Source organism: Lysinibacillus sp. FW301-JW8 (genome assembly GCF_058788755.1).
This window is the reverse complement of the sequence record NZ_JBYTBB010000007.1, coordinates 50310-62641: the sequence shown is the minus strand read 5'-3', so window position 1 is coordinate 62641 and position 12332 is coordinate 50310. Positions and strand designations below refer to the sequence as shown.

The 12332-nt window shown below is 35.4% G+C and carries 11 protein-coding genes and 2 riboswitches; of the genes, 1 reads left to right on the top strand and 10 read right to left on the bottom strand.

Annotated features, from left to right (window positions below):
- Window positions 1–15: 15 nt before the first annotated feature.
- Both AC3WOM_RS04765 and AC3WOM_RS04760 read right to left on the bottom strand, forming a co-directional pair.
- Entirely contained in the window at window positions 16–693 is a 678-nt protein-coding gene (locus AC3WOM_RS04765; RefSeq protein WP_492445302.1) for a precorrin-3B methylase, read from the bottom strand.
- A 50-nt stretch (window positions 694–743) separates the two neighbouring features.
- Window positions 744–1739, bottom strand: a complete 996-nt coding sequence (locus AC3WOM_RS04760) for an ABC transporter substrate-binding protein (protein WP_427546164.1) — start codon at window positions 1737–1739, stop codon at window positions 744–746.
- 181 nt (window positions 1740–1920) lie between these two features.
- Window positions 1921–2107, bottom strand: a riboswitch (cobalamin riboswitch).
- A gap of 252 nt (window positions 2108–2359) precedes the next feature.
- Between AC3WOM_RS04760 and AC3WOM_RS04755 the strand changes: the two genes are divergently transcribed.
- Window positions 2360–4300: a GTP-binding protein gene (locus AC3WOM_RS04755; RefSeq protein WP_492445300.1), complete on the top strand. Its 1941-nt coding sequence runs from the start codon at window positions 2360–2362 to the stop codon at window positions 4298–4300.
- Window positions 4301–4712: 412 nt separating this feature from the next.
- On the opposite strand, the gene AC3WOM_RS04750 is transcribed toward AC3WOM_RS04755, so the two are convergent.
- From AC3WOM_RS04750 to AC3WOM_RS04715, 8 genes are all read right to left on the bottom strand, one after another.
- Entirely contained in the window at window positions 4713–5474 is a 762-nt protein-coding gene (locus AC3WOM_RS04750; protein WP_427546160.1) for a hypothetical protein, read from the bottom strand.
- Between the two features lie 245 nt (window positions 5475–5719).
- Window positions 5720–5902: riboswitch (cobalamin riboswitch) on the bottom strand.
- 148 nt (window positions 5903–6050) lie between these two features.
- Window positions 6051–6812 (bottom strand): hypothetical protein, encoded by a 762-nt coding sequence (locus AC3WOM_RS04745; RefSeq protein ID WP_492445298.1) that lies wholly within the window; start codon window positions 6810–6812, stop codon window positions 6051–6053.
- 330 nt (window positions 6813–7142) lie between these two features.
- Window positions 7143–7538, bottom strand: coding sequence for a hypothetical protein (locus tag AC3WOM_RS04740; protein WP_492445296.1), 396 nt, complete (start codon window positions 7536–7538; stop codon window positions 7143–7145).
- Window positions 7539–7551: 13 nt separating this feature from the next.
- Window positions 7552–7785, bottom strand: a complete 234-nt coding sequence (locus AC3WOM_RS04735) for a hypothetical protein (protein ID WP_492445294.1) — start codon at window positions 7783–7785, stop codon at window positions 7552–7554.
- A 73-nt stretch (window positions 7786–7858) separates the two neighbouring features.
- Window positions 7859–8959 carry a siphovirus ReqiPepy6 Gp37-like family protein gene (locus AC3WOM_RS04730; RefSeq protein WP_492445292.1) on the bottom strand — a complete coding sequence of 367 codons (1101 nt, stop codon included), beginning with the start codon at window positions 8957–8959 and terminating at the stop codon, window positions 7859–7861.
- A 1-nt stretch (window position 8960) separates the two neighbouring features.
- On the bottom strand, window positions 8961–9704 hold the full coding sequence (locus tag AC3WOM_RS04725; RefSeq protein WP_492445290.1) for a hypothetical protein: 744 nt from the start codon (window positions 9702–9704) through the stop codon (window positions 8961–8963).
- A 42-nt stretch (window positions 9705–9746) separates the two neighbouring features.
- The gene (locus AC3WOM_RS04720; RefSeq protein ID WP_492445288.1) at window positions 9747–11330 is read right to left on the bottom strand and encodes a DUF6273 domain-containing protein; all 1584 of its coding nucleotides are present in this window, start codon (window positions 11328–11330) and stop codon (window positions 9747–9749) included.
- A gap of 1 nt (window position 11331) precedes the next feature.
- The gene (locus tag AC3WOM_RS04715) at window positions 11332–12306 is read right to left on the bottom strand and encodes a hypothetical protein (RefSeq protein ID WP_492445286.1); all 975 of its coding nucleotides are present in this window, start codon (window positions 12304–12306) and stop codon (window positions 11332–11334) included.
- Window positions 12307–12332: the final 26 nt, after the last annotated feature.

The window sequence follows — 12332 nt, the reverse complement described above, 5'->3', positions numbered from 1 at the left end:
AATATATAACGATAACTAGTTTTCAGAATTCAAGTGCTTGTCCCAATAGTCAGCAGTTTTTGTTCTACGATAAAATTTATAAAAAGGTTCATTTGGTCGAGCATGTTCCTTGTAGAGTAGAATAATCGTATGGAGATAGCTTTCAATACGATTAACTGGGATTCGTTTAGCAAACAATGTTCCTGCTTGAGCATCTGCCCCCATCGGCACCGCCCCCAAATAAACATCAAAGCTATCCTTTTGATAAACTAGACCGATATCATCATAGACAGCATTATAGCAAGCTGATGCACAGCCATTGACATTTAAACGTAATCTTGCAGGAACTGTCATCTCTTCTAATGAATAATATAATTGCTCTGTTATAGGGGCGGCCTCCATTTTATCACCATCACAGAAATCACATGCCTTCATGGCAACGATGGGACCCTGCTTTGCCACGTACAGGCCAGCTTTTCGTAATTCGTTAATGGACTCCGCCACATCAACAGTTGGAATTGATAATAAAATACTGTAGGATGCAGAATATTTAATAGCACCAGTCTCCCCAACGACCTCTGCAATTATTTGAAATTGTGTTGGCGTATAATGCTTATTAATAATTCCAGGGCTTACTGCAAGTCGAGTAAAATCTCCCTGCTGATTTAGCTTTTCAAAGGTTTTCTCTGGTATGTTCATATTAAATGCATTCATGTATAATGTCTCCTTATGAAAAAGGAGCTAGCAAAATGCTAGCTCAAATTTTAAAAGTTATCTGGATAAAAGCCTTTTGCCAAAATTTGAATGGCTTCTGCGGCACGAACTCCTTCAGATGCTGCAGATAGTGGTAAAATAACAAAATGTTCATTTTTCACGGCTTCTGTTTCTTTTAATGCTGGGTCATTCTTTAAGAAATTAATTTTTTCTTCAGCAGATGTCTCTCCATAATCAATAACAACAATCACCTCTGGATTACGCGCAACTGCCTCTTCCTTTGAAACGGTTGTCCACCCAGATTCGACATCACCAAAAACGTTTTTGCCTCCAGCAATCGTTACCAACTCATTCATAAAGTTTTGCGCTGCTGTAAAGACATCCTTATCACCGCTGTCAAAAACTAAAACAGGCAGCTCTTTGCCATCCTGGGGTAATTTCGCCCGAATAGCCTCTACATCCTTCGTCATTTGATCGATTAAAGCTTCTCCACGATCTTCGACACGGAATATTTTTGCGATATTACGAATATCTATGAAAATATCCTCTAAAGTTGGCTTTGTCATATTGGATGCTGTATGTAGATATGTGTGAATCCCTAATGCCTCAAGCTCTTCTGGAGTGCCGACACCCTTTTCACCAAAGGCACTTTTCCATCCCCCATATAAAAAATCTGCCTCTGCATCAATTACCTGCTCCTTTGTAGGATATTGGTCAGCTAATACAGGTACCTTGTCGTAAGCAGCTTGTAAAGGCTCATAAATTTTATCATCTAAATAGGCTGTGCCAACCATTGAATCTTCTAAGCCTAAAGCTAGCATAATTTCTGTTACATGTTGGTTTAAGCTAATCGCTTTTTTGGGAGCTTCTTTATAAACTTGCGTTGTCCCATTATTGTCAATCGTTACTTCTGTCGTTGCCGCTTGTGATGGTTCAACCTTTTCCCCTTGTGCTGCTGATTCATTATCTTCCTTCGCGCTGCATGCACCTAAAATAGCCATCAATGCCAGTGCAAAGACAAGCCACATGCTGTTCCATTTCTTCATGTCTTTATCTCCTTTGATGTTATATATAGTAAGAAATCAGTAGACTTCTTTGCTACCATGATTCGTGATGAACTGTATAACAAATTGAAAAAGGGCATAAAAAAATCCCCTTGTTTCCAAGAGGTACGCATAGTGAAAAGACGGCTTTTGACCTGATTCACTATCCCCATCCTCGTGGTTGAAGTAAAGAATATTATTGGCAGGTATCCTGGCTTAGGTTCATCATCTGTACGCCTTCCCATAGTGTGATTACAGTGGCATATTGTATAGACTCCCCATTTACAGTTGCGGGACAGCATCGGATTCTCACCGATTTCCCTTTTAAGCAAATGACAAAGGCCATTTGCACCAATATAAAGGTATTATGTATTGTTATAAATATTATTGATAGACTAGCAAAAGTAATTTCCGTTCGCAATCTCACAAAATAATCCATTTACTAAATATATTTATTATTAAAGAAATATTCATACATAAACGAGAACTATTTTACATTAAATTATTTTCGCAATCATTAGATTTGGAACACTATTATGACATATTCTAAAACTATTTACCTTGAATTTATTAAAATTCTGTTACAATAAAATAGACGGATTTATAGAAACGAGGATTAATTTATGTACAAAACTATTGGGATCCTTGCTCATGTGGATGCAGGAAAAACAACATTCTCAGAGCAATTATTATTTCATACCAAAAGTATTCAGGCTCGCGGGCGGGTAGATCATCAGGATACATTCCTAGATAATCATGAGCTAGAGCGACAACGCGGCATCACTATTTTTGCGGAGCAAGGTCGTATGACAATTGGCAACGACACATATACATTAATCGATACACCTGGACACGTCGATTTCTCCCCTGAGATGGAGCGTGCAATTCGTGTTATGGATTATGCCATCATTGTGATTAGTGCAGTTGAGGGGCTACAGGGGCATACTGAAACAGTTTGGCACCTATTACGTCAGTATCACATTCCAACCTTCTTTTTTATCAACAAAATTGATCGTGAAGGTGCAGCGGTGGATCATGTTATGGCACAGCTTCAAAAAGATTGCTCTGAGGATGTACTACTAGTAAATGAAATGTTCCATTCGGATTATATTCCTTCTAACATAATGGAATGGCTAGCTGAACGTGATGACAATCTTTTGGATGCTTTTCTTAATGAAACATTAGATAGCGCTCGCTGTCTTGCCCACCTCCAAGCGATGATTAAACAGGAAAAGGCCTTTTTATGCTTTACTGGCTCTGCATTAAAAGATATGGGGATACAGGAACTCCTAGCACAGCTTCCACTGCTTACTGAAACACATTTCAATGCTGCTGCACCATTTCAAGGTGAAGTCTTTAAAATTCGACATGATGGCCATCAACGCTTAACTTTTATCAAAGCATTACAGGGAACCCTGCATATTCGAGATGAATTTTCATTTGGCGATGTAACCGAAAAAGTGACGGAGATACGGTTATATAACGGACATCGTTTTGATACCGTACAAGAAGTTACAGCTGGAGAAATTTTCGCTGTGAAAGGGCTTAGTTTAGCAAATATTGGTGCAATCCTTGGAAGCTCCAGTAACCCACAGCCCTATGAGTTAGTGCCAACCCTGCAGGCCAAAGTACAATACGAGGGTGACCAGCATATCAAGGAAGTCCTAAAAATCTTTCGTATCCTTGAAGCGGAAGAGCCGTCATTACGTGTAATATGGCATGAAAAATTTCAAGAGATTCAAGTACATATTATGGGTCTTATCCAGCTTGAGGTTCTTATCGAAGTGCTCAACAAGCGTTTTTCACTTGCCATTTCATTCGGAGAGCCACAGATATTATATATGGAAACAATTGCATCAACTGTTACAGGCTATGGTCATTTTGAACCTTTAAAGCACTATGCGGAAGTGCATTTATTAATGGAGCCAAGTTCACGCGGTACTGGTAATACATTTGTTAATGCATGTCATACGGACGATTTATCCGTTGGGCATCAACGACTAATTGAAAAACATCTATTCGAGCGCGAACATCATGGATTACTAACAGGCTTTCCTGTGACCGATATTCGTTTCACGCTTTTAACGGGGCGTGCACATATTAAGCATACCGAGGGCGGCGATTTTCGCGAGGCTACATTCCGGGCATTACGGCAAGGGCTCGAGCAAGCAGAGTCTGTCCTTCTGGAGCCCTACTACCGCTTTAAGTTAAAAGCATCTACCGATTTTATCGGTCGCATGATGACAGATATTCAGCAAGCATCCGGTACATTTGACCCACCAATTATTTCTGAAGATGCTGTCATTATTACTGGTCGTGCCCCTGTCGCGACATTTATGAGCTATAGTACGATCTTTGCTGCCTACACCAATGGTAAGGGTGTGCTTTCTCTGCAATTTGATGGCTACGATGTGTGTCATAATGCTGAAGAAATAATTATGCAAGTCGGCTACGATAAAAATGCCGACCCTGAATATACTTCCGCCAGCATTTTTTGTGCAAAGGGGAAAGGCTATTCCGTTCCATGGCATGAGGCACAAGCAGCAATGCATTGTATCAAATAATTTAGAAAAGTAGAAACAGGACATGTGGAATTGATACCATGTCCTGTTTCTGTACTGAGATTCTATTAATTGTTTCTTCATTGAGAAGATATTGACTAATATGAGCGGTTTGCACTTGGACCCTAGCTGTTCTTTGGCTGGTCGGAGCGTATTGCTCTTGTATCCGAGCTTTTCTTGAGCTGACCAGAGCAGTTTTTGCTTGAACCCGAGCTGTTCTTTGACTGATCGGAGCAGTTTGCTCTTGAACCCGAGCTATATTTGGGTTGACCTGAGCGGATCCCTCTTGAACATGAGCTATTCTTGGGTGAACCGGAGCAGTTTTCGCTTGAACCCGAGCTGTTCTTGGGTGGGCCGGAGCGGTTTGCTCCTGAACTTGAGCCGTTTCCTCTTGGATTTAAGTAGCTCCTTTTTCCTATAAAGCTCGTACAGTTTGCCTTGTTTCTTTAAAAAGACTATAAGAAGGTTCTACAACAGCATAGCTATGTGAATCAGAAAAATTTGTCAACACTTTGCCTGGCCGACTTTTCAAAAGTTGCAAATTATCAATTAATTGCAGCAACAGCTCATGACCATTACCACGCGGATGCCAGTTTAAATGATAATCATTTAGTTCCTTCACAGCCTGTAAAAAATGCCTATACTCACGCTCTACAAAACTAATAAGTTTGTTATCCTGAGCGATTCGTGATAAATCGTCCAAATAAGTTTCATAAAAGCGCATAACAATCGAGCACAATAAATCATTGACACGAGCAGCACTTAATATAGGCTTAGGCTCTATAGAAAGGCGTTCTAGATTTGGTTTGGCACGGGTTGAATCGATACGTGTAATCAAATGATAAAGTTCACCATCTACCTCATACACAATTGGATTCGTGGGCATATACATCTTAAAGCTATTTGTTTTCGTTTTCAGGTTTTCTGTTATCTCTGCCTTTGCGAAAAGATGTCCATTATATTCTTCATTTTGAATCCAAATAATATCCTTGTTATATAAAATTTGTTCAAATAGTCGCTGATTACTTATAAGACTGGTTGCAAGTAATTGATCAATAAGAGATTCCACAACCATTCTTGTCTTTGCTTGCTTGGCAACTTCAGTGCGTGGTTGCTTACAAATTTTCATATCCTCAAAGTGCATTTCCTGTGCTGGCCATACATGAATATTCGTCATATGTGCATCCTCTTTTCGTACATATTTTCAAAACGGAAGTTATCAGTAAAAAAAGGATTTCCTTCAATTCGAGGAAATCCTTCAATTTATTGTTATCGTTCATCACAAAAGGTCAAACAGTACCCAAATCTAAATGTATGGGAATTTATCCACATACCTTTATTTAATTTGGGCGTTTGACGTACTGTGACAAACAGAGCATTCTGTTTTGTCAACATGCCACCTCCTATTCCTCGTAGGGTTATGGTGTGTACTCATAATAGGCAGGTATCCTGACTCATGGTCATCGCTTCTTTTCCCCTTCCCGTTGAAAACAGTGGTATTTGAAAAGTCGCTCACATTTACAGTTGCGGGACAGTGTCGGAATTGCACCGACTTCCCTTTTCAGCAAATTGCACGCAATTTACACCTATTATTACACGCTATTCAGTTGTTAATTTAGTCGTTTTAAAGATGTCAGAAATAGTAGAGTAGCTATTCCTTACTAACTATCAAACTAAATTGTAATATGTATTCTATTTATTGTCAAAATGAAAAACTGCAAATAAAAAAAAGAGGGGAATTATCCCTCAAATTCTAATAGCTATTCATCTCCATTTTCACATAGATACTACCTGCTTCACTAGTCGATATTCCAAACTGCTTACTTGCTAATTCAGCGACTTGTGGATCGTGTATTTCAGGAACATAATTATCACCGAAGTTGGTAATTTGATTATAAGCATCCTTCATATACTGGTACACTTCTTTTTCAAAACGCTCTTTTTCCCATTTTTCATGTTCAACTTGTCTTTTTTCTTCAACTTCTTGGATGGCTGCTAATATGTCATCTGTATAAAGTCGGTTCTCTAAATCTGGATTGAGTAACTCTTTTTTAATAGATAATAATCTTCCTATACTTAATTCTTCTATATGAAAGTTTAATGATTCAGTGGAATAATTACCGTTAATCAAATTTTCATGTTTTAATTCTAAAGAATCACTATACACACGTTTTATTTTTTTCAATTCTTCATTGGAGAAATATTCATTGTAACTCCAATTACCTATATGAGTTTTGTTTTTTTCTTCAGTATATTCATCAACTAGGTAGATTGGATAGTCTCCAACCATTGACCATCCAGCTTCTTTTGTACAATCGCTATAAGTATTATAATTTTTTTCATATTCTTGTATACAATATACTAGTCTTTCTTCGTCATTTAATGATGCTAAATATTCGCTATGTTTCTCTGCTTTTATATCTTTATATTTATCATATAATCCTATTATTATAAATGGAAGCAATATACAAGCAATTATGAATACTGATTTATTGGATTTTTGTTTCTTTTCCACCTTATCTTCCCCCTATGTTAAAAACATTAGTAAAAGAGCAACTAATGCCACATTCCACTAACCCCGAATTTCGAGGTTCGTTCTTAAAAATTTTTAAATCTTCTTTCTTTAGTTCTACTTTCTGTTTACTATTTTGTTTATTTTTATCAAATAAATTAGCAAACCCAATATATCCAAACACTAACAATAATACTATTTGATATTACCACTATTTATTAAGTCATCCCCCAAATTAATGTTCTATAGTATTATTTTACCATAATTACATAGTATAACAATAACGGATTTACACAAAAAAAAAGAGCGTACTCAAAAGTACCCCCTACTTAATTAATCCTCTATTTTATTATCTTTTTTCCACTTATAATAGTAAAGGAACATATTTGCTAATACTTCTTCTAAATTCTTTCTATTTTCCTCTGCTTCTTTTAATTCTTCTTCAGTTATTGGAAATTTATAAACCATTTCACCCAGACTTACCCCATTTCTAACTTTAATGTCACCAACCTGATATATCTTTTTACTTACCACTGGGATTTCCACTAACCTAATGAAACTTTTAACGGTATGACCTGTTTCATTTTTAATTTCTCTCGCTAATATCTTAGCAATCATATTTGGATTGGATGAATTATCATATTGCTTAGGTGACTTATATTCAGTTGTCTTGACTTTGTCTTTTTCTTCGTAAGTATAATCACATTTCCAATACGCCTTATCCTCCATACAAACATCCTTTTTATTTTTTAAAGTACCCTCTCTTTTTCATTTCATCGTAAAGGAACTTAGCTAATATATCTAAATTTGGCTCTCCTGATGTATAGTAAATTTCTCCATGGTCATTTAAATGTGCTCGAAAAACTTGACCATTTTCTTCTGCTTGCTTTTTACTTTTTTCGTAAAACCATATAGCAGTCGCATCTGTTAACTCTCTTTCAATATCTGTATTATGAATCTTTATAGTTATACTCATTCATCCATCCTTTCAACTAGTGTTATCATTAAATAAATTAAACTGAAACATACCCACGTTTGTGGGCTATGTATTATATTTCATATACTCTATTTTTACGTTTTAACTTATCGATAATGCTTAAGATTCTACTTCCAAAACGTGCATTTATAGTACGTCCGTTGTTGTCATATGTCTCTGCAATACTGATAATACGCATGTTTTCTTTCATATTCCAATACTCATTACAAACTGTTACCTCATCACCAAGATCATAGTCTTCTTCAAACTTAAACATTTTACAATTACGTATTTCAGCATCTACAGTGTTAATTTTGCTATATTCTTTTAGCAAAGCATCCGTTCTTTCGGGTACGTCTATATACTCTTCATCTTCTTGTGAAGCAACTTGTAACGTAATTTCTTTTCTATCAAATCCACTCACTCTATTAGATTCATATAATTTACGTCCTGCACCTGTACCATCTGATAAAGTATAAGCAAATGTTCGTTCATCATTATTATCTTGTATGTATTCCATGCTAAAAATATTCTCAAATTTTCTAGAAAATATTACAGGACTATTACCTTCTTCATTGTCTATGGTTAGATTTCTACCTTTGTAAACGTCATAAATTAGTTCACCACTATCAATATCTACTTTAATTTGCCAACCATATTGATAAATTTCAGATATGATTTTAATAGTATCTAACAATGTAGAACTTTTAGTTGTCCATCTTATACTTTTGCCTGTTTTATTGTCTTCTGATGCTTTCAATAGTGGAAATTTACGTGCATTGTCAAAAGGATTAATACAGTGATTATTGACGTAATAATACAAAATTGACTCAACATTAGATGTATAAGTAATAGCAGTTTCATTTTCGTGTAGAATTATCTCTCGCCAATCAAATAGCATTCCTAATGTTTTACCAGTGAATACGATCTTGCTAGTACCGTCTGTATTATCTCTCATTTTTTTATTAGTTATTAATCCAATTTTACGTTCGTCTGTTCCGAGCATAATAAAAACGCCCATACCAAGCGAATGAGCTTGATTGGACGTTATATCAGCAGTTAATACGAATTCCCCTACATCATTATATTTACGTTCAAAGTACAATGACTCGTACTCGTCTAATACTGTTAATCGGCTTAAATCATGATTTAAAACGTTAATCTTTACTTTCATATTACACCTCGTCAGGCTTCAACGCATATTGTACGTCATTTATATTTACAAATTTACTTGAATCATCTCGAATAGCTTCAATTTTTGTATGTAAAATATCACCGATACCATTCTTCACTTCATACATTTCCTCCACTTTTCCATCTACAAATACAGATTTAACAAAATTCATTGGAAGCATTGTTGGTGTTTCATTGTAAAAGGAAAGGCTTGCGTATGGAATAGTCGTAAATGAAGGTGTTTCAACGAATGATGAGATCGGAACGTCACTTAATAACGGATTATCTAAAGTAACAGAATCACCATTGCTTGATGTCACTTGATATTTCTTACCTTTAATATGTATAGTTGCGTTATTTTTTATTGAATTAGTAGATAAATTCTTGTTCACCTTAAACATCTTCAAATGCTCTATTTCATCACTATCTACGACAATAATTCGTAATAAATTCTCACCTATATTTAACATGGCAGGATTAAGATAATAAATGCATTCATGCTCTGTAATACTCATTTCACTAATTTCAATGTCATTTAGGATGAACTTAGCTTTATACATAAGCTGATTGAATACTAGCTTCAGATGAAAGTCATCTAATGCAGTTACTACCAGTGCAGGTACTTCACCAGATTCAAATTCCACCGTACTATGTGCACTAATCGATTTCATTTTAAAGTGAGATGATTCGGTTACAGTGTAATCAAGTGAGACATCAAAAATGCTTTGCACCTTGATATTAGGCATTTTTATAGTCACATTTTGAACATAAGATACCAATTACCTCACCTACATTTCATCTTTGAATTTATAATTTTGTGCAATTGATTTCAGTACAATTTCATCATGTGCTGATTTCCTCTTGATATCTACTTTTGTCTTACTGTATACTCCGTCACCTTCAAATACCCACGTTTCTCTGACTGTTCCATCTAAATTAGAAGACATACTTTTAAATTTCATTTCTTGATATGACGGTGCAGAGTGATAATTTTCTGTGAAATGTACTCTAGGTTGATAGTTGAATGTTAAAAGTTCAATTTTCTTATCATCTTCTATTCGATATTTTAAATTACGATCAACAATTAATGTTACTGTACCGTCATTATTATTATGGATATCAGCTACATCAAACGTTTCATTGTGACCACTGACCTTATCCCCTACTTTTACAAGATCAGTTTTAATGTCTAATTTAAAAGTTTGGTGTCCCTGTAAATTACCATCATCTTTTGTAATGAAGATTATTTCATTTTGTAACGGCTTAACAGAATCGAATGGAATAGTAGTGATTAAAGTTTCATCTAGGTTAGATGTAAATGTGTCCAATAGGATTCCATTGAAATACGTTTCAACGCTAACGGGTTTCCCCTGCATATCTTGTACGTTGAAATGAACATCTAGTACATCAACTTTCTTCACTTCGACTACAGGAGGGACATCTGCAACAATCGTATAAAACCCTTCTTCATCTGGATTCATACTAATTAATGTCTCGCCATCGATATTACACATAGGACGTAAACCAAATATGTTGTATGGGCTTCCTGCTACTTCTAATTTCCCACTACTCAAATGGAACTGGACAGGAGAATCTAAACGTGAAGAACGAGTCATGTAATAATAAATCAATGCATCATGTGTGTAATTAGATTGAACATTGTTATATTTAGAGTTAATGAAACAATTTTCATCCATCGCTGATTTTCGATTTCCCTCTACTTCAAAGTAAGGAATTGGTACACCTTCTGCAATCCCTTTACCATCTGGTGTATTGTATTGATTTTCTCCATACCCTAACTCTGTAACAGAAGGTAAATAGAACTTATCATCTAATAAATCATATCGTTCTAAACCGTCTACTGTTGGTGCATAGTCGTATGTTTCATTTACACCAACTTTAATTTTTGTTGGTAAGATAGAATCTAACTCATAGTCTCTAAACATGGTAGCAAAGCCATTTAAATTATCGTATGGTTCATGTCGCCAATCTTGTTTAATGAATTCTAATGAAGGTGGAGTATCTCTGTCGTTGTAGTGATATGCTCCAATAATGTTTTGTGGCTCATACCAGTGACCATCTCCAAGAGTAGAATTTAACCATTGACGGACATTAGATAAACGATAACGGTTATTTCCTAGCTTAGAACGTGATTCATTTGCGTTTTCTGGCTCTTTAGCATCATAAGACATTGTATAAATTACTTTATCAGCAATTAGAGTAACTGCATTAACAGGGTAATTAGGATCTAAAGCGTGGTGATTAGTTGAGATAACTCGCCAAATGATAGGATAATCTTTTTTATGAGATTGAAATTTACCCATTTTGATCTTTGCATCTAATGGCAAATCCTTAATACGTTGTACATTCAAACTAAATCACCTCCGTTAGTGTCACTTCAACATTTTTAACCTTAATTTCATTTGATCCACCATAAGCCGTTTCAACAACCTCTAGTAGCTGTCCAATAGGTCTTGTGTGGAAATGTTCAACTTTACTAGCCACAAAGCCAATAGGATGTGTTTTCCATGTCACATGTCCATTTAAAGCTGTTGGATTTAAATTAATACTCATGTTTTTCGTATCAATGATTGCTGTTGTATTTGTTGTATCAATCTTTTTACTGTCTGCTAAATTATCATAAAAGAACCCTCGTTCTCCTGCTCCAACTTTGTCTTCTAAATTCCGTTGCATAATTAATTCAGTATAATTACGCTTCAGTAATTCGAAGTCTTTTCGTAAGTCTGGTACATCTAATCCTTGCTCAATATCTTGAATCCAATCATTAAACTGAGTATTTAATTGATCCTTAAAACCTGCAAAATCACCCTTCATTTCATCAAGTGGAATACTGAAACGAGAATGAGATAATCCACATACAGATTCGTCAAAACGTTCATCAATAATATCTACTGTATTATTAGTTTTTACGCTAATTTGACATAATGAAATCTCATAAATTTCATCTGAACGTGTTAATGTTGGTGGAGTTGGATTAATCGAAGGTATACCCTCAATAATGAAAGCATTAATAGATTTAAACTCTTGTCGTTCATCACAACGCAAGACTAGACGGTCAATACGAGTAAATGAAGTTTCTAATGGTTTGATATCGAAAAATAAATCATCAGTATTCTTATACATATGACCATTAATCATTGCGATTCCTTTTGATAAAACCACCTTTAAAGCATCTTGAGTATCTTGTATTACATTCAGTATTGGAATGTTGTTTGCATGTACTAAACCAGTTGAGACAAATGTAGAAAACATCTCACTGAAATCTTCAGCAGAATACTCACGAATATGATATTCCGATGAGTTGAAGAAACTAGATATTTCAGTCATATTAAACCTCCTTATATTTATAATTA

Coding starts and splice junctions, on each gene's coding strand:
- AC3WOM_RS04725 (WP_492445290.1), bottom strand. CDS start 9,704: ATGCCTAATATCAAGGTGCAAAGCATTTTTGATGTCTCACTTGATTAC.
- AC3WOM_RS04730 (WP_492445292.1), bottom strand. CDS start 8,959: ATGAAAGTAAAGATTAACGTTTTAAATCATGATTTAAGCCGATTAACA.
- AC3WOM_RS04760 (WP_427546164.1), bottom strand. CDS start 1,739: ATGAAGAAATGGAACAGCATGTGGCTTGTCTTTGCACTGGCATTGATG.
- AC3WOM_RS04740 (WP_492445296.1), bottom strand. CDS start 7,538: ATGGAGGATAAGGCGTATTGGAAATGTGATTATACTTACGAAGAAAAA.
- AC3WOM_RS04755 (WP_492445300.1), top strand. CDS start 2,360: ATGTACAAAACTATTGGGATCCTTGCTCATGTGGATGCAGGAAAAACA.
- AC3WOM_RS04750 (WP_427546160.1), bottom strand. CDS start 5,474: ATGACGAATATTCATGTATGGCCAGCACAGGAAATGCACTTTGAGGAT.
- AC3WOM_RS04765 (WP_492445302.1), bottom strand. CDS start 693: ATGAATGCATTTAATATGAACATACCAGAGAAAACCTTTGAAAAGCTA.
- AC3WOM_RS04735 (WP_492445294.1), bottom strand. CDS start 7,785: ATGAGTATAACTATAAAGATTCATAATACAGATATTGAAAGAGAGTTA.
- AC3WOM_RS04715 (WP_492445286.1), bottom strand. CDS start 12,306: ATGACTGAAATATCTAGTTTCTTCAACTCATCGGAATATCATATTCGT.